This is a genomic window from Pantoea conspicua, from assembly GCF_002095315.1.
GTDB lineage: Bacteria > Pseudomonadota > Gammaproteobacteria > Enterobacterales > Enterobacteriaceae > Pantoea > Pantoea conspicua.
Window position 1 is genome coordinate 51,098 of the sequence record NZ_MLFN01000128.1, and the last position, 22,636, is coordinate 73,733.

Annotated in this window: 20 protein-coding genes and 1 pseudogene; 13 read left to right on the top strand and 8 right to left on the bottom strand. The window is 55.0% G+C overall.

Annotated elements, in window-relative coordinates:
• The first annotated feature begins 194 nt into the window (after positions 1-194).
• Positions 195-749 carry a single-stranded DNA-binding protein SSB1 gene (gene ssb1 / locus HA41_RS19710; protein ID WP_094122154.1) on the top strand — a complete coding sequence of 185 codons (555 nt, stop codon included), beginning with the start codon at positions 195-197 and terminating at the stop codon, positions 747-749.
• A gap of 193 nt (positions 750-942) precedes the next feature.
• Here ssb1 and HA41_RS19715 read toward each other — a convergent pair whose 3' ends face one another.
• A complete protein-coding gene (locus HA41_RS19715; RefSeq protein WP_094122155.1) occupies positions 943-1,476 on the bottom strand; it encodes an isochorismatase family protein in 534 nt (177 codons plus the stop codon).
• Positions 1,477-1,597: 121 nt separating this feature from the next.
• On the opposite strand from HA41_RS19715, the gene HA41_RS19720 reads away from it, so the two are divergent.
• Both HA41_RS19720 and HA41_RS19725 read left to right on the top strand, forming a co-directional pair.
• Positions 1,598-2,425: an AraC family transcriptional regulator gene (locus HA41_RS19720; RefSeq protein ID WP_094122156.1), complete on the top strand. Its 828-nt coding sequence runs from the start codon at positions 1,598-1,600 to the stop codon at positions 2,423-2,425.
• Between the two features lie 75 nt (positions 2,426-2,500).
• A pseudogene (locus HA41_RS19725) lies at positions 2,501-3,459 on the top strand (DMT family transporter).
• A 1,005-nt stretch (positions 3,460-4,464) separates the two neighbouring features.
• Here the strand turns inward: HA41_RS19725 and HA41_RS19730 are convergent.
• Entirely contained in the window at positions 4,465-4,779 is a 315-nt protein-coding gene (locus HA41_RS19730; RefSeq protein WP_143807387.1) for a transposase, read from the bottom strand.
• 525 nt (positions 4,780-5,304) lie between these two features.
• Between HA41_RS19730 and HA41_RS19735 the strand changes: the two genes are divergently transcribed.
• Both HA41_RS19735 and HA41_RS19740 read left to right on the top strand, forming a co-directional pair.
• Positions 5,305-6,561: an oligosaccharide flippase family protein gene (locus HA41_RS19735; protein WP_094122157.1), complete on the top strand. Its 1,257-nt coding sequence runs from the start codon at positions 5,305-5,307 to the stop codon at positions 6,559-6,561.
• Positions 6,562-6,569: 8 nt separating this feature from the next.
• Positions 6,570-7,520, top strand: a complete 951-nt coding sequence (locus tag HA41_RS19740) for an ATP-grasp fold amidoligase family protein (protein ID WP_094122158.1) — start codon at positions 6,570-6,572, stop codon at positions 7,518-7,520.
• Positions 7,521-7,596: 76 nt separating this feature from the next.
• Here the strand turns inward: HA41_RS19740 and HA41_RS19745 are convergent, their stop codons facing one another.
• Positions 7,597-7,878, bottom strand: a complete 282-nt coding sequence (locus tag HA41_RS19745; protein WP_094122159.1) for a YjcB family protein — start codon at positions 7,876-7,878, stop codon at positions 7,597-7,599.
• 249 nt (positions 7,879-8,127) lie between these two features.
• Positions 8,128-8,553 carry a superoxide response transcriptional regulator SoxS gene (gene soxS, locus HA41_RS19750; RefSeq protein ID WP_094122160.1) on the bottom strand — a complete coding sequence of 142 codons (426 nt, stop codon included), beginning with the start codon at positions 8,551-8,553 and terminating at the stop codon, positions 8,128-8,130.
• A 100-nt stretch (positions 8,554-8,653) separates the two neighbouring features.
• Here soxS and soxR point away from each other — a divergent pair, with 100 nt between their 5' ends.
• The 4 genes from soxR (at position 8,654) to HA41_RS19775 (ending at position 13,346) form a co-directional block, all read left to right on the top strand.
• On the top strand, positions 8,654-9,139 hold the full coding sequence (gene soxR, locus HA41_RS19755; protein ID WP_094122161.1) for a redox-sensitive transcriptional activator SoxR: 486 nt from the start codon (positions 8,654-8,656) through the stop codon (positions 9,137-9,139).
• A 39-nt stretch (positions 9,140-9,178) separates the two neighbouring features.
• Positions 9,179-9,844 carry a glutathione S-transferase family protein gene (locus HA41_RS19760; protein ID WP_094122162.1) on the top strand — a complete coding sequence of 222 codons (666 nt, stop codon included), beginning with the start codon at positions 9,179-9,181 and terminating at the stop codon, positions 9,842-9,844.
• 356 nt (positions 9,845-10,200) lie between these two features.
• Entirely contained in the window at positions 10,201-11,550 is a 1,350-nt protein-coding gene (locus tag HA41_RS19770) for an NCS2 family permease (protein WP_094122164.1), read from the top strand.
• Between the two features lie 146 nt (positions 11,551-11,696).
• Complete coding sequence (locus tag HA41_RS19775; RefSeq protein ID WP_094122165.1) at positions 11,697-13,346, top strand: Na+/H+ antiporter; 1,650 nt, start codon at positions 11,697-11,699, stop codon at positions 13,344-13,346.
• A 44-nt stretch (positions 13,347-13,390) separates the two neighbouring features.
• Here HA41_RS19775 and HA41_RS19780 read toward each other — a convergent pair whose 3' ends face one another.
• Positions 13,391-14,293 carry a LysR family transcriptional regulator gene (locus HA41_RS19780; RefSeq protein WP_094122166.1) on the bottom strand — a complete coding sequence of 301 codons (903 nt, stop codon included), beginning with the start codon at positions 14,291-14,293 and terminating at the stop codon, positions 13,391-13,393.
• A gap of 104 nt (positions 14,294-14,397) precedes the next feature.
• Between HA41_RS19780 and HA41_RS19785 the strand changes: the two genes are divergently transcribed.
• The 3 genes from HA41_RS19785 to HA41_RS19795 all read left to right on the top strand — a co-directional run bounded on the left by HA41_RS19785 (position 14,398) and on the right by HA41_RS19795 (position 16,205).
• On the top strand, positions 14,398-14,823 hold the full coding sequence (locus HA41_RS19785) for a CidA/LrgA family protein (protein WP_094122167.1): 426 nt from the start codon (positions 14,398-14,400) through the stop codon (positions 14,821-14,823).
• Positions 14,816-15,517, top strand: coding sequence for an LrgB family protein (locus HA41_RS19790; RefSeq protein ID WP_094122168.1), 702 nt, complete (start codon positions 14,816-14,818; stop codon positions 15,515-15,517). The genes HA41_RS19785 and HA41_RS19790 overlap by 8 nt, the downstream gene beginning before the upstream one ends.
• Before the next feature lie 142 nt (positions 15,518-15,659).
• Positions 15,660-16,205, top strand: a complete 546-nt coding sequence (locus HA41_RS19795) for a YfaZ family outer membrane protein (protein WP_094122169.1) — start codon at positions 15,660-15,662, stop codon at positions 16,203-16,205.
• Between the two features lie 72 nt (positions 16,206-16,277).
• Here HA41_RS19795 and actP read toward each other — a convergent pair whose 3' ends face one another.
• The 3 genes from actP to acs all read right to left on the bottom strand — a co-directional run bounded on the left by actP (position 16,278) and on the right by acs (position 20,355).
• A complete protein-coding gene (gene actP, locus HA41_RS19800) occupies positions 16,278-17,933 on the bottom strand; it encodes a cation/acetate symporter ActP (protein ID WP_143807388.1) in 1,656 nt (551 codons plus the stop codon).
• On the bottom strand, positions 17,930-18,259 hold the full coding sequence (locus tag HA41_RS19805) for a DUF485 domain-containing protein (protein WP_094122170.1): 330 nt from the start codon (positions 18,257-18,259) through the stop codon (positions 17,930-17,932). The genes actP and HA41_RS19805 overlap by 4 nt, the downstream gene beginning before the upstream one ends.
• 140 nt (positions 18,260-18,399) lie before the next feature.
• Positions 18,400-20,355 (bottom strand): acetate--CoA ligase, encoded by a 1,956-nt coding sequence (gene acs, locus HA41_RS19810; protein WP_094122171.1) that lies wholly within the window; start codon positions 20,353-20,355, stop codon positions 18,400-18,402.
• 585 nt (positions 20,356-20,940) lie between these two features.
• Here acs and gltP point away from each other — a divergent pair.
• A complete protein-coding gene (gene gltP, locus HA41_RS19815; RefSeq protein WP_094122172.1) occupies positions 20,941-22,242 on the top strand; it encodes a glutamate/aspartate:proton symporter GltP in 1,302 nt (433 codons plus the stop codon).
• The last annotated feature ends 394 nt before the right edge of the window (positions 22,243-22,636 follow it).

Below are 22,636 nucleotides of genomic sequence, written 5' to 3' on the forward strand. Positions count from 1 at the left end.
CGCCTTGCCGACACGGCCAGAATAAACGTGTCATTATGGCACAAAAAATAGACTGAATAAATATCCAGTACTCTTTGCCTTTTGGGGCGGGAGGATTAAAATCGGAACCCCGCTCTAAAGTGGGAAACAGACAGCAGGACGTGTTAGAATTGATGGATTAGACTGTATGCATTAACTCATCGGGAGACAGCAACATGGCCAGTCGTGGCGTTAACAAAGTGATTCTTGTCGGGAATCTGGGTCAGGATCCGGAAGTACGTTATATGCCAAATGGTGGCGCTGTTGCCAACATTACGCTGGCTACGTCGGAAAGCTGGCGCGACAAGCAGACCGGTGAAAACAAAGAGATCACTGAATGGCACCGTGTGGTGTTGTTTGGCAAGCTGGCCGAAGTGGCGGGCGAGTATCTGCGTAAAGGTTCTCAGGTCTATATCGAAGGTCAGCTGCGTACCCGCAAATGGCAGGACCAGGGCGGCCAGGAACGTTACACCACGGAAGTGGTGGTTAACGTCGGCGGTACCATGCAGATGCTGGGCGGCCGTCAGCAGGGCGGTAATGCTGGTGCACCGGCAGGCGGCGCGCAGGGCGGCGGCAACAACAATGGCTGGGGTCAGCCGCAGCAGCCGCAGGGCAGCAACAATCAGTTCAGCGGCGGCGCGCAGTCTCGCCCGCAGCAGCAGCCACAAAGCGCACCGGCCAGCAACAACAACGAACCGCCAATGGATTTTGACGACGATATTCCGTTCTGATCCCTGTCATCGCGTGACATCAGTTGCAATCAGGCCCGGCATACCGGGCCTTTTTTTATGTCCGTAACGGCTGAAACAGGAAATCCTGTCAGAACTCAGAACTCAGAACTCAGAACTCAGAACTCAGAACTCAGAACTCAGAACTCAGAACTCAGAACTCAGAACTCAGAACTCAGAACTCACCCATTACAACTCAGACGTCTGACGACCATTCGGCCAGTATTGCGTCGCAGCTCAGTACGCGCGGCACGTTGCCAGGTATCAGCAGCGATGACCACACCTCATTATGCTGACCTATCAGCTGTTCGGCGCTCGCCCAGCGGCGGTCGGCGGTGGTATGCGCATCCGACGCCACGGTGATGCGATAGCCCGCACTGGCCCCGACTTTAATCGTGGTATCCAGGCAGTAGTCCGTGGCACAGCCGCACACTACAAATTCCTCTACCGCCAGCGTCTCAAGCAGTGCCGCCAGGCCGGTTTGCCAGAAGCTATCGCAGGCGGTTTTAGTGATAAAGCAGGCGCCGGCAGGCTGCCGGATGTCGGGCAACAGCGCAAAGGCTTCGCTGCCTTCAGGCAGGCTCTCTTCTTCGGTGTGCTGAATAAACACCGTGACGTCGGCGCGTTCAGTCAGGCGGTTTATCTGCGCCACCCGGCCTGGCCGGTCAAAACGGGGCGTAGCGAACACGCCATTTTGCATATCGATAACCAATACCACTCGCTGTGCCATGCTTTATCCTGGGGAGTGAAAAAAACAGTGTTGCCTGGCGCAGGTCGGATAGCAATGTTTTGCATTTTATCGCCCATCAGAGGCATGCTAAACCACATATTGGTGAGTTGAGGAGAGTGATGTGGAGGGCGTTCCGGCTATTTTTCCCTGTGAGAAAGATCGCGCGCAGTTTCAGCAGTTGTCGGAGTTACCCGGCGTGGAGCTCTATCAGGCGCACATCTCACGCTACGCCTTTGAACCGCATACCCATGAAGCCTTTGGTATCGGCACTATTGAAGCGGGCGCTCAGCGCTTTCGCTATCGCGGCACCCAATACACCGCGCCAAAAGATTCGCTGGTGATGATGAACCCGGACGAACTGCATACCGGTGAGTCGGCATGTACCGAAGGCTGGCGTTATCAGATGATCTATATTCAGCCGCAATTAATGGATGAGCTGACCGGCGACCGCGGCTGGTGGTTTAATGATGCGCTGCTGACCGATCCCCGTGTGGCGCAGCCGTTGTCACAGACCCTGGCGGCGCTGTGGCAGGCGGACACGGCGCTGGCACGCCAGGGATTGCTGTTGGAACTGCTGTCGCAGATGCGGCCACTGGCGCGGATGTCATCGCCGCAGCCGCGGCAGGCGCAGCATCGTTTCGAACCAGTGCGCGATTATCTGCGGGCTAATCTGGCAGAACCGGTACGGCTGGAGGAACTGGCCGCGCTGGTATCGTTATCGCCCTGGCATTTCTTACGCGCTTTCCGCCAGTACTATCATGTGACACCCCATCAGATGCTGATGGCATTCCGGCTGTATGACGCCAAGCTACGGCTGGCGCAGGGGGAGCGCGCGGCCAGCGTGGCGGCTGCGGTAGGACTCACCGATCAGGCGCATCTGACCCGCGCGTTCGCCAACCGCTATGGCATTACCCCGGTGCGTTATCAGAAACAGGTACAGCAGCCCTGATAATCGCAATCTGCTACAAGCCTTTCCCGCCTCATTTCGTCACACTGCGCCAAAAAGTTATTAAGGAAAGAAATCATGCTCGCTGGCGTACTGTTTGCTGTTACTGCAGGTCTGATGTGGGGACTGATTTTTGTTGGTCCCTTGCTGGTGCCTGACTATCCCGGCGCATTGCAATCGGCTGGCCGCTATGTCGCCTTTGGTCTGATTGCGCTGCCGCTGGCCTGGCACGATCGTCGCCGACTGCGGCAGCTGGCACCGGCGGCCTGGCGCGAGGCGGTAAAACTCTCGCTGGTGGGAAACCTTCTTTATTACGCCTTTCTCGCCAATGCGATCCAGCGCACCGGCGCGCCGGTCTCAACCATGATCATCGGGACGCTGCCGGTGGTGATCGCGGTCACCGCCAACCTCTGTTACGGACATCTTGAAGGGCGGCTGCCGTGGCGGCGACTCTTTCCTGCTTTGATCATGATGGCGGCCGGGCTGCTGTGTGTGAATGCCGCAGAATTACGCAGCCAGGGCGCGACGCTGGATCTCAGCCGTTACCTCACCGGTATCGGGCTGGCGATGCTGGCGGTGGTGTGCTGGACCTGGTATCCGCTGCGTAACGCGCGCTGGCTGCGCACCCATCCTGAACTCCGACCCTCAACCTGGGCGACGGCGCAAGGGCTGGTCACGCTCCGATGGCGTTAATTCTCTATGCGCTGGTCAGCATCCAGCTCGCCTGGCAACAGCCCGCATTCGCGCTGCCGTTTGGGCCGCATCCTCAGGTGTTCATTCCGTTAATGCTGGCGATTGGCCTGCTCTGCTCCTGGCTGGGTACACTGTGCTGGAATGCAGCCAGCCAGCGTTTGCCCACTGTCCTGATGGGGCCGCTGATCGTTTTTGAAATCCTCTTTGGCCTTTTATGGACTTTCCTCTGGCATCAAAGCTGGCCGCCGCTGCTTACGGTAACCGGCATTATTTTTCTGATGGCGGGCGTACTGTGGGCGATGCGGATAAAACCGCAGCCGCAGGTTGTGGCGATTAAGGAGTAATGTTTCCCGCTAATCCTTTTTCCCGTATCGCGCGGTTAGCGGCCCACGCGGCTTTTTAAGATTAAGTCGCATCCCGACTCTGGCCCTTTTGCGCGCTTTTCCGGCGCGTAATCGATTTCATACGCCAGGTTGACCCCGCGCTATTCCCCTCATCCGGTTTCTCAGACGGTCAGACCAGGCAAAAAAAAAGTCAGTCAGAGAGAGAATCCGGTCCTTTTACCGGTTTAACGCCGCGACGTTGATTGAAAATCATCCACTCATCAGGCGGATTCCAGGCGAATCAGAGCAATTATGCTTTTGTCGGCGCACTGTAATTGCTCTCTGGCCCTGATGAATGGGGGCTAAAAACCACCATTAACTTCATTCATTGATTAAAGAGTAAGAAAATTCCGCCGCTGCGTTTTTATTTAAAGGTTAATGTTTGGCATCATTGATGCGCTTTGCGATGAGGAAATGCATCGCTGCATAACATTAGTGATAAGGAGCAATAAACTATTTATCCTGGATTAATCCTGGAGAAAGTTTACCAAATCAGACTACTCACTAATTAAAGCGTAACCGCAAAAATGTCGATTAGATCCATCATTAACTTAAAGGTGACATGACTCTTTCTGAGGCGATGTTTAAAGTGGCTTAACGGAATGGGGTGAATTCAGTTCCGATGATTAGCCAGACTTACCTAAAGAAAAGGAGATCCCAATCCCGTCGAAACGAGATTGGGAGAGGGGAAAGGGGCGTGGAGTGCGAGACTTTTGCTGTTGTGAATCAATTTTACCGCAAAAAAAGAAGCTTAGCTGTGAAGCCATTCATTAGTTATAAATGGAGCGGAAAAGGGTGCCGCAATTGTCCTGTTAAATGATCTTCATCTCTTCTGGTAAGAACAAATCTCAGCGTTAAGTCTAAAAAGCGCGGTAGCATTGGGTTTAGCGATTCTCGGTGCCTGACGGATAGTGATATACACTGCGGCTGATATCTAATAAACGGCAGCTGCGACGGGTGCCAATGTCAAAAGTACTCTGCAGAAAGTTGACCGCCTGGCGTTTTTTCATTCGTGGTAAAGAAGTTCTTCAGTACGCTTTGCAGCATCTCCTTGTCAGAGTTCAGGATTTGCAGCTCACGAGTAAGATTCTGCAGTTTTTCCTCCAGCTCTTTGATTTTTCTGCCTTCTTCTGAAGACAACCCAGAAAACTTCTTCTTCCAGCTGTAGAATGTTGCTTCAGAGATGCCTAGCTCTTCACAAATCTCTCTGACTTTTACGCCCGATTCAGAAGCTTTAATGGCATTTGTGATTTGATCTTCGCTGTATCGTGACTTTCTCATAAATGCTCTTACCTTTCTTATCGATTAATGGATGAGAATGACTTTAATAATTCCTGGCACTGTAAGTTTCTATTAATGCAGTATTAAAGTGTGCGTATTGAATTGCGAAGGTTAAATTAAGATATTTAGAATAAATATCATCATGGGATAAATCTTATTTTATTCCGATCCGGGGGGCGCGCCTTCCTGGTGGCGGTTTTTTGTTATAAATTCATCGCATCCCAAATACGAAAAAATTCTACGTACATTGGATATTTAGCATAACCGCCTTGATTAATTCAGCAGTTATGTCTTTTGAAGATTGCACTATTTTCAGCCTGAAATCGTTTTCAACAGAAGTGATTCGCGCCAGAAATAATAAGAATTATCCTGAATTCATTCTCCGGATCATGATTTGATTCTCAATTTTCGGACCAGCTTGGTTTGAAGTCTTACATTTTTGCCAGGCCCACTGAGCGCTTATTTATTCGTTACAGGGATGTTGTACCGAAGCGGTTGTAGTTGAGTAATACTAAGGAAGAGTCGATGAAATTGAGCGTAATGTCGAATGCCGCCTGGATGATGTCTGAGAAGATCATCTCCGTATTTGGCGTCATCTTTGTGACTTCTTACGTGGCAAAATCCTTTGGCCCAACGGTGTTTGGCCAGATGGCGTTTTCAACCTCACTATTTGCGATGGTGCAAACCGTGGCAATCTTTGGCACCGAAACCATTCTGTTTAAGCGCGTCAGTAAAAATGCGTCGAAAGGCTTACGCCTGATGACCATCGCGCGCACCCTGCGGATGGTGTTATTGCTGCTCACCTCGGTGCCAGTCTTAATCTGGGTCTGGTACAACATGCAGGAAAATTTCCTGGCATTTGCACTGGCCTCATTTGTTGCCTCGGTTTTCGTCACCCAGGATACGTTCAGCGTTTATAACAATGCGCGTCTCGCTTCGCGGCTGAATACCCTCGCCAATGCGGTCGGTATGCTGCTGAGTTTCGCTATCAGCTTCACCGTCGCCTGGCTGCGGCTCAATCCGCTGTGGCTGACGTTGTCGATTGTGGCGGTGACGCTGGTGCCTTATCTGATCAAACGTCACAACTTTTATCAGGAACATCAGGATCAAATGCCGCCGCGTGAAAAGCGCACGGCTTATCTGCGTTACCTGATGTATGCCGGTCTGCCGCTGGCGATCTCCAGCATCTTTATTTCCGTGCAGGTCAAAGCAGCACAGATGTTTCTGGCGGGCACCGCGCCGGCACGTGATCTCGGGCTGTTTGCCGCCGCCAATACCATTTCTGCCTCCTGGATTTTTATCCCGGTGGCGCTGATCACCTCCTGCTTCACTGAAATCTTCAGAGAGCGTGGCGAGGTAGCCATCCGGCTGGCTGCCCGACTCAATGGTTACGTGATGGGTGTTTCATTGCTGATGCTGCTGGTTATCTCGTTGTATGGCGAGCAGATCATTATTGCGTTGTACGGTCCGGAATTTACACAGTCAGGAAGTCTTATTACGTTGCTGTCGATAGCGACCAGCTTTTCGGCAATGGGGACAGTGGCTTATCGCTACATGGTCAAGGAAGGAGGGTTTAACTACCTGCTGAAGAAAATCATTTGTCTGATGGTCATCAGTTTGCCGCTCTCATGGTGGTTGATCCAAAGCCACGGCATCATGGGCGCCGCGTGGAGCGTTTTCCTTTCCGAGCTTTTGTCCCTGACCGTAATGAATTACTTCTTTAAAAACGGCGTCATTCAAAAGATTCAGGTTTCCTCACTCAACTACAAAACCTACAAATGAGGTCAGATATGCTCAAGTTGAAAGAAGAACTCAGAAGAAGTGTGCAGTATTTTATTAAGAAGATGCCCTGGGCGTACCAGGACCGCATCTACTACTTCCATAAGTTCAGAAAGCTGCCCAATCTGCGTCAGCCGAAAGTGTTCAACGAAAAGGTGCTGTACCGTAAGTTTGTCTATGGCGATTACCAGAACTACGGTCGTCTGTCGGACAAATATTCGGTACGTGAATTCATTGCTGAAAAAATCGGTAATGAGTACCTGATTCCGCTGGTACACGAAACCACTGACCCGACCACGCTGAACAGCTTACCGTGCTGGAAAGGGACGGTGATCAAGCCGAACCACGCCTCCAACATGGTGGAGATTCTGCTGGAAGAGCCAGACGCGTTACGCAAGCAGCAGATTATTCACGATTGTTATCGCTGGCTGAAGACAGATTTCGCTAACGAAGCGCGTGAAATTCACTATCGCTACATCAAGCCGCGCATCCTGGTGGAGAAGTACATTGGTGATGGTAAAAGCGCGCCAATAGATTACAAGTTTCACATGTTCAACAAGCGTGATGGCAAGTTCGAATATGTGTTGCAGGTGATCTACAACCGCTGCCAGCCGCTGCTGTCGATGAACTTCTACGTGAATAACCTCAACGAGGCGTTTCACAAGATTCGCGACACCGGTCTGGATGTCTCGCCGATTCTGCCGTCACTGCAACATGCGCTCGATCTGAGCAAAAAGCTGGCCAGTGACTTCGACTACGTGCGGGTGGACTGGTATATCCATGACGAACAGATCTATTTCGGCGAACTCACTTTCACGCCGGGCGCAGGCCTGGTGACCGGATTGGATCGGGGTTTAAATCAGATGATGGGAGATATGTGGATTCAGGACCGCCGCGGAACGCAGAGACCGGGCGTCACAGTGCAGGATGTTAATATCCCTGCCATGTTGAAAAAAGTTTAAGCACACAGCAATGTAAAAAACCCCGCTAAGCGGGGTTTTTTATTGGGAAAAATCAGGCGTTAACGCGCATCATCTGTCAGGGCATTGGCCACTCAGCGGGCGCCTGGCTCATCACGTCGATAAAGGCGTGCTTAGAGATTTCCATAAAGTTGTGCACGTTTTCCATGCTGAGGGTAATTCCCATCAGACCGGTAACAAACCAGCAGGTCATGCCCAAACCAATGCCGCCACACATGAACGCCATCACATGATGACTATCCTGACGCAGTTTGGTTTTCAGGGTGCTGGCGAAAAACATCATAACGGCGCTCAACAATTCCCAACGCATAACAAGAAAACTGGTGGTTAACGTAGCCATCGGCCGGACCTCAATATCAGTAAGTATTCCTGACAATCTGCGGACATCACCGGCGGCGGAAAAGCGTGTCAGGAAGTGCTTTAGCGCCGTCAACCCAGGTTCATAGTGTGACTTGGGTCACATTATATCACCCGATTTGAAATTTTGAACAAAATTTGACACTGGTATGGCAGGAAAGCGTTGCAGATTTGATCAGAAGGGGGAAAGCAGAGGCGATCAGGCACGCCCGGTCCCGGGCGTGCCTGTGAATTAGCGGACCGGGCAGCACTCGCCGGTAGTACGCTGGGTAAAGCTGGCCATGCTCTCTTTGCAGTCAAAGCTCAGCAGGCGAGGGCGCTGGATCGCCTGGCGGCGCATGGTATGGCGGTAGGCGGTTGGGGTCTGGGAAAACTGACGGCGGAACACCCGCGAGAAAGTCTGTTGCGAGTCATAACCATACTGCATGGCAATATCAAACACCGGGCGCTGGGTCTGAGAGAGCGCCTCGGCAGCCAGCGTCAGGCGACGTTCACGAATATAGCCACCCAGCGTCTGTTTCGTAACGGTACGGAACATACGCTGCAGGTGCCATTTCGAATAGCCCGATTTTGCGGCCACTTCATCAATGGACAGGCTTTTGTCCAGATTCTGGTCAATCCAGTGCGTCAGGGAATGAATGATCTCTTCTTGCATCATGGCCTCATCCTTCTGGTGCTTAATTAGCGATAATGGGAGTTTAGTTGTTTTGATGGGATGCGAGTATAATTCCTCAAGTTAACTTGAGGTAAAGAGCCAGATGAAAAAAGATCGCAACTACCCCAAACCGGTATTAACGCCGGGAGAAGTGGCGCGCCGCAGCGGTGTCGCAGTATCTGCGCTGCATTTTTATGAAACCAAAGGACTGATTTTCAGCACCCGCAACGGCGGTAATCAGCGGCGCTACAGCCGTGATGTATTGCGCCGCGTCGCCATCATCAAGATTGCGCAACGCATTGGTATTCCACTGGCGACGGTCAGCGACAGCCTGGAGCATATTCCGGCTAATAAGCGGATGTCGGCCCCGGAGTGGGATGCGCTGACCCAGCACTGGCGTGAGGAACTGGACAAGCGCATCGAAACCCTGACCCGACTGCGTAACGATCTGGATGGCTGCATCGGCTGTGGCTGTCTGTCGATGCGCGACTGTCCACTGCGCAATCCTGGCGACCGACTCGGACAGCAAGGTTCGGGCGCGGTGCTGCTCGACCCGGAACAGGATGATAAACATCCGGACACTGGGTGACGTCTATACTGGTGGGAGGTCAATACACAGGGAATCATGATGATCACCGTTCACCATCTTGAGCAATCGCGCTCGCATCGGGTGCTGTGGCTGCTGGAAGAGCTGGAAGTGCCGTATCAGATCAAACGTTATCAACGTGAGCCAACCATGCTGGCGCCCGAGGCGCTGAAAAAAGTGCATCCGCTGGGTAAATCGCCGGTGATTACCGATGAAAACCGGGTAGTGGCCGAATCGGGTGCCATTCTTGAATACCTGGAAGAGAAATATGATCACGAATTCCGGCTGAAGCTCAGTGATGAAGAGTCACGGCTGCAGTCACGCTACTGGCTGCACTATGCCGAGGGATCGCTGATGCCGCTGCTGGTGATGAAACTGATCTTCGGTCAGATGGGGAAAGCGCCAGTGCCGTGGTTGCTGCGCCCGGTGGGGGCAGCATTTGGCAAAGGGGTGCAGAAAGCCTGGCTGGATAAGCAGTTGCAACCGCATAAGAAGATGATTGAGCAGCATCTGGCGGCCAATCGGTGGTTTGCCGGGCAGCGCTTCAGCATTGCCGACATTCAGATGAGCTTCCCGCTGCTGGCACTGGCGCAACGCGCCGGACTGGAGCAGATGCCCGCCAGTGAGAAATGGCTGCAAACCGTCCAGCAGCGTGCCGCCTGGCAGCGGGCTATCGATCAGGGCGGTGAGCTTTCCCTGCCAGGTTAATCCTCTTTGCTGGCGCACCGTTTTTTGCACAGTGACGCCAGCCTCTCCGCGGTAAAAAATGTCTGTAACTTCAAGGTGTCAGCCGATCGTGTCGGCGCTTGCCCGGCCCGGCAGTGCGGCTATAACCTGATCTTTGTGCTGAATAATGTCTCCCAGCCAGTTGAAAATGTGCCGCTAAACGCCGGATAATCGTTTGCCTTTTTATCTGGCGGTCCTTTGACTGCCAACTATCTGCGGCAAGGTAAACGATTGCCTGACGGACTTATTCCCTCAGCGCGCCCGGATTACCCGCTTATTTCAGGGACAGCGGCGGTCGCAGAGCGATCCACACAACAAAAAATCTTTGAGGCTTAACTATGTCAATTGAATCACGCCCGGCCAGTGGAAAACTGGACGCCTGGTTCGCGATCTCGGCGCGCGGCAGCAGCGTGCGGCAGGAAATTCTGGCCGGACTGACCACCTTTCTGGCGATGGTCTATTCAGTGATTGTGGTACCAGGGATGCTCGGTAAAGCCGGTTTCCCCCCGACGGCGGTGTTTGTCGCCACCTGTCTGGTCGCCAGCTTCGGCTCAATCCTGATGGGGCTGTGGGCGAATCTGCCGATGGCGATTGGCTGTGCGATCTCACTGACCGCCTTTACCGCTTTCAGCCTGGTGCTGGGCCAGCACATCAGCGTACCGGTCGCGCTCGGCGCGGTATTCCTGATGGGGCTGCTGTTTACCCTGATTTCGGTCACCGGCATCCGCGCGTGGATCCTGCGCAACCTGCCAATGGGCGTGGCGCATGGTACCGGGGTCGGGATTGGCCTGTTTCTGCTGCTGATTGCGGCGGATGGCGTGGGTCTGGTGGTAAAAAATCCGGCGCCTGGCTTGCCGGTGGCGCTGGGCCAGTTCGCCACGTTTCCGGTGATCATGTCACTGCTCGGGCTGGCGGCGATTTTTGGCCTGGAAAAACGGCGGGTGCCAGGCGGCATTCTGATGACGATTATTGCCATTTCGCTGCTCGGACTGATCTTTGACCCGACGGTGAGCTACAAAGGATTGTTTGCGCTGCCGAGCCTGCGTGACGCCAGCGGTCAGTCGCTGGTGTTCAGTCTGGATATTATGGGCGCGTTGCAACCGGTGGTGCTACCGAGCGTACTGGCACTGGTGATGACCGCAGTGTTTGACGCCACCGGCACCATTCGCGCCGTCGCCGGTCAGGCTAACCTGCTGGATAAGCAGGGGCAGATTATCAATGGCGGTCGCGCATTGACGACCGATTCGGTCAGCAGCCTGTTCGCAGGCCTGGTCGGCGCATCCCCTGCGGCGGTCTATATCGAATCGGCAGCCGGGACGGCGGCGGGCGGTAAAACCGGCCTGACCGCCATCGTGGTTGGCCTGCTGTTCATGGTGATTCTGTTTATGTCGCCGCTCGCCTGGCTGGTCCCGGCCTACGCCACCGCACCAGCGCTGATGTATGTCGGTCTGCTGATGCTGAGTAACGTGGCGAAAATCGACTTTAATGATTTTGTCGATGCGATGTCGGGTCTGTTAACGGCGGTGCTTATCGTGCTGACCTGCAACATCGTTACCGGCATCATGATCGGTTTTGCCTCGCTGGTGGTGGGCCGTATTTTTGCCGGTGAGTGGCGCAAGCTGAATGTCGGCACGGTGGTGATTGCCGTGGCGTTAGTGGCCTTTTACGCCGGAGGCTGGGCGATCTGACTGATCAACCGGACGTGCAGGCGTGCGTCCGGTATTTTTCACTTTTTTCCCCGCCGCCGCACGCGTAGCTGACCCTTCAGACTTCGGTTTGTTTTACACTTTAGCGCTCAAACAATGATTGAAAGATAACGACGCCTAAGGAAAGCATGGAAATCTTTTTTACTATTCTCATCATGACGCTGGTCGTGTCGCTCTCTGGCGTCGCGGCCCGCATTCTGCCTTTTCAGATCCCGTTGCCGCTGGTACAGATCGCCGCTGGTGCGCTGATGGCCTGGCCAACCTTTGGTCTGCATGTTGATTTTGACCCGGAACTGTTTCTGGTGCTGTTTATCCCGCCGCTGCTGTTTGCTGACGGCTGGAAAACGCCCATCAGCGAATTCCTGCATCATGGCCGGGAGATTATTGGCTTAGCGCTGGTGCTGGTCTTGATCACCGTGGTCGGAATTGGCTATCTGATCTACTGGATGGTACCGGGCATTCCGCTGATCCCGGCCTTTGCGCTGGCGGCGGTGCTGTCACCGACCGATGCCGTAGCGCTCTCCGGGATCGTCGGCGAAGGGCGCATTCCCAAGAAAATCATGTCGATTGTGCAGGGTGAAGCCCTGATGAACGACGCATCTGGCCTGGTGTCTCTCAAGTTCGCTGTTGCGGTGGCAATGGGCACTATGGTGTTCACCTGGGGTGGGGCCAGCGTCGAGTTCCTGAAAGTGGCGATTGGCGGGCTGATCGCCGGTGTGGCGGTCTGCTGGCTGTACGGCAAATCACTGCGCATTCTCAGCCGCTGGAGCGGTGACGATCCGGCCACCCAGACCGTGCTGTTGCTGTTACTGCCGTTCGCCTCCTATCTGATTGCTGAACACCTCGGCGTGTCGGGTATCCTGGCCGCAGTCGCAGCGGGGATGACCATCACCCGTTCCGGCATTATTCGTCAGGCTCCGCTGGCGATGCGTCTGCGCGCCAACAGCGTCTGGCAGATGCTGGAGTTCGTGTTCAACGGCATGGTGTTCCTGATGCTGGGCCTGCAGCTGCCGGATATCCTGCAAACCTCGGTGGATCAGGCCAATGCCGATCCTAATGTTGAGCTGTGGATGCTGTTCGCCGACATCGGTCTGGTCTATCTGGCGCTGATGCTGGTGCGTTTTGGCTGGCTGTATATCATGCAGCGCTTCAGCAAACGTCTGCTGAAGAAAAAACCACTGGAGTTCTCCAACTACTCGCTGCGTGAACTGCTTATCGCCTCGTTTGCCGGGGTACGCGGGGCGATTACTCTCGCCGGTGTGCTGTCGATTCCGCTGTTCCTCAGCAATGGTGACCCATTCCCGGCGCGCTATGAGCTGGTATTTATCGCTACCGGGGTCATTCTGTTTTCACTGCTGATCGGGGTGGTGATCCTGCCGATACTGCTGCGTGGCATCGACACCGTGGATAAAAGTGCCCATCGCCGTGAATTACAGAGTGCCCGCGCAGTGATGGCCAGCGTGGCGATTGAAAGCCTGCACAAGATGGAAGCGCGGCTGGAAAAGGAGTCGGAGGAGAACATCGATCCTGAATTGTTGAAAGAGGTGAGCCTGCGGGTGATTGGCAACTTACGTCGCCGGGCCGAAGGCAAGAATGACCTTGAGCACGCGCTGTTTGCAGAAAATCTGGAGCGTCGCTTCCGTCTGACCGGACTGCGTGCCGAACGGGCCGAGGTCTATCACCTGCGCGCGACCCAGCAGATCTCCAACGAGACGATGCAGAAGCTGCTGCACGATCTCGACCTGCTTGAAGCGTTACTGATCGAAAAACAAGAGTAATACCCGGCCGGCACGCTGCGCAGCCGTTGCAGCGTGCCGCTGACTCACACTGACAGGCGCGGTACCCGATCGGGCCAGTGTTCGCGGCAGCAATCAATCCACGCCTGGGCACTGCGCGACAGATAGTTGCCTTCACGCCAGATCAATCCCAGACTCCATTTCAGCTCCGATTCCAGCGGCAGCCACAGCAGTGACTGTTTATCCAGCCGCTGACAGATAGGCTCCGGCAGAATCGCCAGCCCCATTTCCGCCTGCACCATCGCTGCCAGAAAATCCCACTGACCGCTGCGCACCGCCACTGTTGGCGTCAGATTTTGCCGCTGGAAGGCCTGCATCAGCTGGCGATTAAGCGAAAACTCCTCATTGAAAATCAGCAGCGGATGCTGCGCCAGTTCGGCCAGACCAATCTGGCTGCGGCTCAGCCATTCCTGCCGGCGCGGCAGGAGTACGCACAACGGGTGGTGCATCAGGGGCAGGGTATTCAGCGGCAGTTCGGCATCGACCGGCAGCGCCGTCAGGGCGATGTCCAGGCTGCCGGCCAGCACTGCCTGCTGCACCGTCAGGCCGCCAAACTCAGAGATTTTCAGCTTTACGCCGGGATAACGACGACGAAAGGCGGAGATCGAACCGGCAATCTGCATGCCGACCATCGGCGGAATACCGAGCCGAAGTTCACCGGTCTTCAGCTGGTTAATGTCGCCAATCTCCGCCTCCAGTTGATGAAACTCCTGCAGAATCGCCACGCCACGCTGGTAGACCGCCTGACCACTGTCGGTCAGGTGCAGCCGACGACCGTCACGCAGAATCAGGGTGCAGCCCAGCTCCTCTTCCAGCTGGCGTAACATTTTGCTGATGGTCGGCTGGGTGACAAACAGCTTTTGCGCGGCGCGGGTAAAACTCTGCTGGCGTACCACCTCGGTAAAGTAACGCAGGGCACGAACGTCCATAACTATTCCTTTCAGGCATGATTTCAATAATATTAATTCATTTTTTTCACCTTCTGTCGGCGTTTTATACTATTCCCCTGAATTTAAAAGGGGGAGAAAAGGTGATGGCACTCGCACTCAGTTCACACAGGCCTGGCCGATTGCACTGGCTCAGCCTGCCGTTACAGCTGGGGTTGTATATCGGTGTGTTTGTTGCCTGCCAGCAACTGGTCAACTGGCTGCATCTGCCGCTGCCCGCCAATATTGTTGGCATGCTGCTGATGCTGGCGTTAATTGTTACGCGGGTACTGCCGCTTAGCTGGGTTAAAGCCGGTTCCCGCTGGCTGCTGGCGGAGATGCTGCTGTTCTTTATACCGGCGGTGGTGGCGGTGGTGAACTACGGTGATCTGCTACGGGTCGATGGCTGGCGCATCTGCGTGGTCATTGGCGTCAGTACGCTGCTGGTGCTGGCCTCGACCGCGCTGGTGGTCGATCGGCTTTACCGTTATGAAGTCGCGCGTGCCGCGCGTAAGCAGGGCGACGATGCGTGATCTGATGGTCAGCCTGCTGTGCGTGGCGGTCACGCTGCTGGTTTACGCGCTGAATAAACGGCTTTATCGCCGCTGGCGCACACTGCTGCTGATGCCGCTGGTGATGACCCCCGTGGTGCTGGTGGCGCTGCTGTTGCTGACCCACATCAGCTGGCAGGATTATATTGCCGAAAACCACTGGCTGTTGTGGCTGCTGGGACCGGCGACGCTGGCGTTTGCAGTACCGGTATATGAGAACGTGGCCATCATCAAACGCCACTGGCTGTCGCTTAGCGCGGGCGTCTTAACCGCTACGCTGGTCGCCGTCTGCAGTTCAGTGTGGCTGGCGCGTCTGTTAACGCTGCCGGAGTCGATTCAGCGCAGCCTGGCGGTGCGATCCATCACCACGCCGTTTGCGCTGGCGGCAGCCGGGCCGATTGGCGGTCAGCCGGATCTGGTGGCGCTGTTTGTGGTCATTACCGGCGTGTTTGGCATGGCGGTTGGCGATGTGCTGTTTCTGCGGATAGCGATTAAGCAGGGCGTGGCAAAAGGGGCGGGATTTGGCGCGGCCTCGCACGGTGCCGGTACCGCACGTGCCTATCAGCTCGGTCAGCAGGAGGGCGTGGTCGCCAGTCTGGTGATGATGCTGTCCGGGGTGGTGACTGTGGTGCTGGCCCCGCTGATCGGCCACCTGATGTGGGCGATACCGGCGTAATCGGCGGGTGGGGCTGTCGGCGGTGGCGGGATGCCGGGCCGGTGACACGTATTTTTACGTAAAGCTTGCTAAATAATGTTGTCTCCGCGTTTCAGACTGTTAACCTTGCCGCCGAATTAATTGTCCTTCACGGAGTGGAATCATGTTTAAGCAACTTGTTACCGGGAGCGCACTTGGCCTCGTTTTACTGAGCGGTGCAGCACAGGCAATCGAAGGCAGTGTTGACGTCAGCGAGCATAACACCAACCTGAATGTGGGTCTCGGCACCACAACCCCAGGCCTGTTTCTGAAAGGCAACTGGCTGCGCAGCGACCATGACGGCAGCACCTACGGTGCCGGTCTGGGTTACAACGTTGATTTCGGACCCCTGCGTCTGGCGCCGACCGCAAAAGCGATCTTCACCCATCCTGAAGATGGAAAAGATGGATTTGCGGTGGCGCTGGGTGGCGCAGCGCAATACAACTTCAACAGCATGTGGGGTCTGTATGGCGAATATTACTACGCGCCAGAATCGTTCACCGATCAGCTCGACAGCTACCAGGAAGTGGGCGGTGGCCTGAGCTTCACCCCAATTTCACTGCTTAACCTGCGCGTCGGTTATCAGTACATCGAGCTGAACAACAAAGATGGCCGTAAAGATAACGTGCTGGTCGACGGTCCTTACGTCGGCGCATCGCTGCGTTTCTGATTCTGCCGATCCAGAAAAAAAGGCGGCACCCTGAGGGGTGCCGCCTTTTTTTATACCACGCTTAACCGAAAACTAGTGCGCTCTGCCCTGATCGATACCGGAGCCAGTCTGCGAACGGATAAACTGCATCCGGAAGCGTGAACGCTCCTCTGCTCCCTGCTGTGAGTGATCGGTGATCGAAAATAGCCAGGTGCCGATAAAGGCAATCGCCATCGAGAACAGCGCCGGATACTCATACGGATAGATCGGTTTAGCATGACCCAGCACCTGCACCCAGACGGTCGGGCCGAGGATCATCAGCACCACGGCGGTAATCAGCCCCAGCCAGCCACCGACCATCGCGCCGCGCGTGGTCAGTTTTGACCAGTACATCGACAGCAGAATGATCGGGAAGTTACAGCTGGCGGCAATCGAGAAGGCCAGGCCAACCATGAACGCGATGTTCTGCTTCTCAAACAGAATGCCCAGCGCAATCGCCACAATCCCCAATACCAGCACGGTGATCTTAGAGACTCGCAGCTCATCACGCTCACTCGCCTGGCCTTTACGGTAGACGCTGGCGTAGAGATCGTGCGAGACCGCTGAGGCACCGGCCAGGGTTAAGCCAGCTACGACCGCCAGAATGGTGGCGAAAGCCACTGCCGAGATAAAGCCGAGGAAGGTACTGCCGCCCACCGCGTTGGCCAGATGCACCGCCGCCATATTGGTGCCGCCAATCAGCGCGCCGCTGGCATCTTTAAACGCCGGATTGGCACCGACCAGCAGGATCGCCCCGAAGCCGATAATAAAGGTCAGGAAGTAGAAGTAGCCCATAAAGCCGGTGGCCCAGAAAACACTTTTACGCGCCTCTTTGGCATCGGCCACGGTAAAGAAGCGCATCAGGATATGCGGCAGGCCGGCGGTACCAAACATTAATCCCAGCCCAAGCGACAACGCTGAGATCGGATCTTTCACCAGTCCCCCTGGCTGCATAATCGCGATGCCTTTCGGGTGGACCGCCATCGCTTCGGTAAACAGCGTATTGAAGCTGAAGCCGGTGGTTTTCATCACCATCACCGCCATAAAGGTGGCACCAAACAGCAGCAGCACCGCTTTGATAATCTGCACCCAGGTAGTGGCCAGCATGCCGCCGAACAGCACATACATCACCATCAGAATGCCGACCAGCACCACCGCCACATGATAATTCAGGCCAAACAGCAGCTGAATCAGTTTGCCGGCACCGACCATCTGAGCGATCAGATAGAGCGCCACCACCACCAGCGAGCCGCAGGCGGAGAGGGTACGGATCGGTTTCTGCTTCAGGCGATACGAAGCGACGTCGGCGAAGGTGTAGCGCCCGAGGTTACGCAGCCGTTCGGCGATCAGGAACAGAATCATCGGCCAGCCGACTAAAAAGCCGAGCGAGTAGATCAGACCGTCATAACCGGAGGTATAGACCAGCGCCGAAATGCCGAGAAACGAGGCGGCAGACATAAAGTCGCCTGCCATCGCCAGGCCATTCTGAAAGCCGGTAATATTGCCGCCAGCGGTGTAGTAATCGCTACGGGATCGGGTGCGCTTCGACGCCCAGTAAGTAATGCCCAGTGTGGCACCAACGAAAATCACAAACATGATGATCGCCTGGTAGTTAACCGCCTGCTGCTGAACTGCGCCGGTAATCGCATCGGCGGCCAGCGCCGAAAACGGCAGCAGCGCCGCCAGCATCCATAAGCAGAGACGCATCATGATTTCACCTCGCTCAGGATCGCTTTGGTCAGGCGATCAAACTCGCCGTTGGCGCGCCAGACGTAAATGCCGGTCAGCACAAATGACATCACAATCAGTCCGACGCCAATGGGAATACCGCGGGTAACGTTAGTGCCAGGGTGCAGCGGCGTGCCGAGCCAGCCTGGCGCGAAGGCGATCAGCAGGATAAACCCGACATACAGCACCAATATGATCAGCGACAGCAGCGTGGCAAATGCCTGGCGCTTACGGACTAATTCATGAAACCGGGGGTTACGTTCAATCTGTTGGTAGATTGCATCCTGTTTCGAAAGGGCGTCATTCATCACATTTTCTCCAGAGGTCTTGCAGGCGTAAACCTCACGCCTGGGCGCGGGTTCGGCTGGTAATTTTATTTGTGACTACAGAAACACACTGCGTAGGGCGGGCATGGCGGGAAATGATCTTCCCGCCGGATAAGGTGCGCTTACGGCATTTTGATCGACTGTTTCTCCTCAAGCAGTTTTTCCACTACGCCAGGATCGGCGAGGGTCGAGGTATCGCCAAGATTGGTGGTATCACCGGTGGCGATTTTGCGCAGAATACGGCGCATGATCTTCCCTGAGCGGGTCTTCGGCAGCGAGTCGGTCCAGTGCAGCACATCCGGGGTGGCAATCGGGCCGATCTCTTTACGTACCCAGTTACGCACTTCGGTGTACAACTCCGGCGACGGCTCTTCACCGTGGTTCAGGGTGATATAAGCGTAAATTGCCTGGCCCTTGATGCTGTGCGGGATGCCCACCACCGCGGCTTCGGCAATTTTCGGGTGCGACACCAGCGCCGACTCAATCTCAGCGGTGCCGAGTCGGTGGCCGGAGACGTTAAGCACGTCATCCACCCGCCCGGTGATCCAGTAATAGCCATCCTCGTCACGACGCGCGCCGTCGCCGCTGAAGTAGACATTTTTAAAGGTAGAGAAGTAGGTCTGTTCAAAGCGCTCATGGTCGCCATACAGCGTACGGGCCTGACCCGGCCAGGAGTCGGTGATCACCAGATTACCTTCACAGGCCCCGTGCTGCGGCTGGCCTTCATTATCGACCAGCGCCGGCTGTACGCCGAAGAAAGGTTTAGTGGCCGATCCCGCCTTGAGTTCGGTGGCACCCGGCAGCGGTGTGATCATAAAACCGCCGGTTTCAGTCTGCCACCAGGTATCCACGATTGGGCAGCGGCTGTTGCCGATTTTCTTGTAGTACCACTCCCAGGCTTCCGGGTTAATCGGTTCACCGACCGAACCCATAATGCGCAGGCTGCTGCGGTCGGTGCCCTGAATCGCTTTGTCGCCTTCTGCCATCAGAGCGCGGATCGCAGTCGGGGCGGTGTAGAGCAGCGTCACCTTGTGCTTATCCACCACTTCCGCCATGCGGCTCGGGGTCGGCCAGTTCGGCACGCCTTCAAACATCAGCGTGGTCGCGCCACAGGCCAGCGGGCCGTAAAGCAGGTAGCTGTGACCGGTGATCCAGCCGACGTCAGCGGTACACCAGTAGACGTCATCCTGATGATAATCAAAGACAAATTTAAAAGTAGTTGCAGCGTAAACCAGATAACCGCCGGTGGTGTGCAGTACCCCTTTCGGCTTGCCAGTCGAACCGGAGGTATAAAGGATAAACAGCGGATCTTCCGCCCCGACTTCAGCCGGAGAGTGATTGGTACTGGCATTCAGCATCAGCTCATGCCACCAGCGGTCGCGCCCCTCCACCCAGCCGATATCGCTGCCGGTGCGCTGAAACACCACCACGTTTTTCACGCTGGTAACGTTAGGATTTTTTAACGCATCATCGACGTTCTTCTTCAGCGGGATGCTGCGTCCGGCACGGATCCCTTCATCGGCGGTAATCACCAGCGAAGCACTGGAATCGACGATCCGGCCCGCCACCGCCTCGGGTGAGAAGCCGCCAAAAATCACCGAATGAACAGCACCGATACGCGCACAGGCCAGCATCGCCACCGCCGCTTCCGGCACCATCGGCATGTAGATCGCCACCACATCGCCTTTCTTCACCTTGAGTAATTCCAGTACGTTGGCGAAGCGACAGACTTCAGCGTGCAACTGGCGGAAGGTCAGGGTTTGACTTTCGCTGGCGTCGTCGCCTTCCCAGATAATCGCCGGGTGGTCGCCGCGGGTCGGCAAATGCCGGTCAAGGCAGTTTGCCGCCAGATTGAGCGTGCCATCTTCGTACCAGCGAATGTCAATGGTACCCGGCGCAAACGAGCAGTTTTTCACTTTGCTGTAGGGCTTGATCCAGTCGAGGATTTTGCCCTGTTCGCCCCAGAACGCATCCGGATCAGTGACAGATTGCTGATACATCGTCTGATACTGTTCAGCGGTAATCAGGGTGTTTGCTGCAATATTCTCTGGAACGGGATGTTTATGTATTTGGCTCATGGCGGATCTCCTTGAAGATGTTAATGATATGTTAATCAATGGTTAATTGAAGCCCGCCCCGAGGCTTTGTTTCTTTTTTGCGCCGTAGATCACGCGATAAACCCTGCGTGCTACAGCGCGTCGCTGAGGTCCGAATTGCGCCTAACTCCCTGCGGGTAATAGGGAATTAAGGTGTAACCTTTTGTGTTTTATCCTGTTTAAAAAGCGAGCAAACGCGCCGGGTGAGTTTTTGCGCAATTCTGCATAGCTATGCGTTAATTCATCGAACTAATACTTTTCATAACAGCAGGTTACGGATTTATGACTGGCACAGCATTTTATGCTACTCAGGTGGTGAACTTTTAAACGAAGACGCCAAGGGTTGCATTTACCACAGTGAAAATGATACTTATCTCGCCCCTGTTCTGCAGGTATCAACTCAGACCGCGTCTGAAAATGGGTATGGGAATCATCAGATTTTCGTGCGAGGCGCTGTCTCCAAACACCCTCTAATTTACCGGGCTTTTTGCTCACTTCCCTGTGTGTATTGTCTTCTGCACCTTCGCAGTAGAGAGAAACGGGTTTTGACTGAGGAAATTACGCGTTATGAAAGGTTTTAAAATCAGCCTGGCCTGGCAGATTCTGATAGCCCTGGTGCTTGGCATCGTTGTGGGTGCCGTGCTGCATAATCAGCCAGACAATCGTGAATGGTTAGTCACCAATATTCTCAGCCCGGCGGGCGACATCTTTATCCACCTGATTAAGATGATTGTGGTACCGATCGTGATCTCATCACTGATTGTCGGCATTGCCGGCGTCGGCGATGCCAAAAAGTTGGGGCGCATCGGCGTCAAAACGATTCTCTACTTTGAAGTGATTACCACCCTTGCCATTGTGGTCGGGATTACCCTGGCTAACGTATTTCAACCCGGCACTGGCATCGATATGTCAACGCTGGCAACGGTGGACATCTCTAAATATGAAGCCACCACGGCAGAAGTGCAGGGCGGGCCGCACAGCCTGGTCGCCACTATCCTGTCGCTGATCCCGCAGAACATTTTCGCCTCAATGGCGAAAGGTGACATGCTGCCGATTATCTTCTTCTCGGTGCTGTTTGGCTTAGGCCTCTCATCGCTGCCATCAGAGCAGCGCGATCCGCTGGTGAACCTGTTCCGTGGCATCTCGGAAGCGATGTTTAAAGTAACGCACATGATTATGCGCTATGCGCCGGTCGGTGTGTTTGCGCTGATTGCCGTCACCATCGCTAACTTCGGCTTCGCCTCGTTGTGGCCGCTGGCTAAGCTGGTGCTGCTGGTCTACGCGGCGATACTGTTCTTCGCCTTTGTGGTGCTGGGTGGAGTGGCGCGTTTCTGTAAGCTGCGTATCACCACGCTGATGCGCATCCTTAAAGATGAGCTGATTCTCTCTTACTCCACCTCCAGCTCAGAGACTGTGCTGCCACGCATCATGCAGAAGATGGAAGCCTATGGCGCGCCGAAAGCGATCACCAGCTTTGTGGTGCCGACCGGGTATTCGTTTAACCTGGATGGCTCAACCCTGTATCAGAGTATCGCTGCGATCTTTATTGCGCAGCTGTATGGCATTGATCTGTCGCTGAGCGACGAGATTATTCTGGTGCTGACGCTGATGGTGACCTCGAAAGGCATCGCTGGCGTCCCGGGTGTCTCCTTCGTGGTGCTGCTGGCGACGCTGGGCAGCGTCGGTATTCCGCTGGAAGGGCTGGCGTTTATCGCCGGTGTCGACCGTATTATGGATATGGCGCGTACCGCCCTGAACGTCATTGGTAACGCCCTGGCGGTGCTGGTGATTGCCCGCTGGGAAAACCAGTTCGATGCTGAGCAGGCGAAAGAGTACGAACTGCAACTGCGGACCCAGACCGCCAGTTAATTGCGCGGTTTAATAAAAAGGCTCAACGAAGGTTGGGCCTTTTTTGTGTCTGACGTTTGAGAAAACGATATCCACGCGTTTCAGCCGCCGATGCTTTTTTGAAGCAACACAAAAGCCTGCGGGAAGAAAAGGTTCACCCGAAGAGTACAGCGTCCCGCGCCAGGGAAGGCGCGGGCCGAGCGTCATGGATGATGAAGGCGTCTTTACGATCGGGTGAATCTTTTCTGACCCGGCACCCGACCTGAAGCGCGCTTCCGGCACCCGCTCAGAAGCGAACACCTACCCGCTAAGATTCCCGTTTTATTTGATCTCCTCTCGCAGCAATAAAAAAAGATCTCACCCCATGAATTAATCATTCGTTATGATAGTCCATCTATTGAATAATTTATTCCTG

What these genes read in the sequence shown, in the direction of transcription:
- HA41_RS19760 (WP_094122162.1), top strand. Translation starts at nt 9,179, where the DNA reads ATGATCACCGTTCACCATCTTGAGCAATCGCGCTCGCATCGGGTGCTG.
- HA41_RS19730 (WP_143807387.1), bottom strand. Translation starts at nt 4,779, where the DNA reads ATGAGAAAGTCACGATACAGCGAAGATCAAATCACAAATGCCATTAAA.
- HA41_RS19790 (WP_094122168.1), top strand. Translation starts at nt 14,816, where the DNA reads ATGCGTGATCTGATGGTCAGCCTGCTGTGCGTGGCGGTCACGCTGCTG.
- acs (WP_094122171.1), bottom strand. Translation starts at nt 20,355, where the DNA reads ATGAGCCAAATACATAAACATCCCGTTCCAGAGAATATTGCAGCAAAC.
- HA41_RS19715 (WP_094122155.1), bottom strand. Translation starts at nt 1,476, where the DNA reads ATGGCACAGCGAGTGGTATTGGTTATCGATATGCAAAATGGCGTGTTC.
- HA41_RS19735 (WP_094122157.1), top strand. Translation starts at nt 5,305, where the DNA reads ATGAAATTGAGCGTAATGTCGAATGCCGCCTGGATGATGTCTGAGAAG.
- HA41_RS19775 (WP_094122165.1), top strand. Translation starts at nt 11,697, where the DNA reads ATGGAAATCTTTTTTACTATTCTCATCATGACGCTGGTCGTGTCGCTC.
- HA41_RS19770 (WP_094122164.1), top strand. Translation starts at nt 10,201, where the DNA reads ATGTCAATTGAATCACGCCCGGCCAGTGGAAAACTGGACGCCTGGTTC.
- HA41_RS19740 (WP_094122158.1), top strand. Translation starts at nt 6,570, where the DNA reads ATGCTCAAGTTGAAAGAAGAACTCAGAAGAAGTGTGCAGTATTTTATT.
- HA41_RS19745 (WP_094122159.1), bottom strand. Translation starts at nt 7,878, where the DNA reads ATGGCTACGTTAACCACCAGTTTTCTTGTTATGCGTTGGGAATTGTTG.
- HA41_RS19780 (WP_094122166.1), bottom strand. Translation starts at nt 14,293, where the DNA reads ATGGACGTTCGTGCCCTGCGTTACTTTACCGAGGTGGTACGCCAGCAG.
- HA41_RS19785 (WP_094122167.1), top strand. Translation starts at nt 14,398, where the DNA reads ATGGCACTCGCACTCAGTTCACACAGGCCTGGCCGATTGCACTGGCTC.
- ssb1 (WP_094122154.1), top strand. Translation starts at nt 195, where the DNA reads ATGGCCAGTCGTGGCGTTAACAAAGTGATTCTTGTCGGGAATCTGGGT.
- soxR (WP_094122161.1), top strand. Translation starts at nt 8,654, where the DNA reads ATGAAAAAAGATCGCAACTACCCCAAACCGGTATTAACGCCGGGAGAA.
- HA41_RS19795 (WP_094122169.1), top strand. Translation starts at nt 15,660, where the DNA reads ATGTTTAAGCAACTTGTTACCGGGAGCGCACTTGGCCTCGTTTTACTG.
- soxS (WP_094122160.1), bottom strand. Translation starts at nt 8,553, where the DNA reads ATGATGCAAGAAGAGATCATTCATTCCCTGACGCACTGGATTGACCAG.
- gltP (WP_094122172.1), top strand. Translation starts at nt 20,941, where the DNA reads ATGAAAGGTTTTAAAATCAGCCTGGCCTGGCAGATTCTGATAGCCCTG.
- actP (WP_143807388.1), bottom strand. Translation starts at nt 17,933, where the DNA reads ATGATGCGTCTCTGCTTATGGATGCTGGCGGCGCTGCTGCCGTTTTCG.
- HA41_RS19805 (WP_094122170.1), bottom strand. Translation starts at nt 18,259, where the DNA reads ATGAATGACGCCCTTTCGAAACAGGATGCAATCTACCAACAGATTGAA.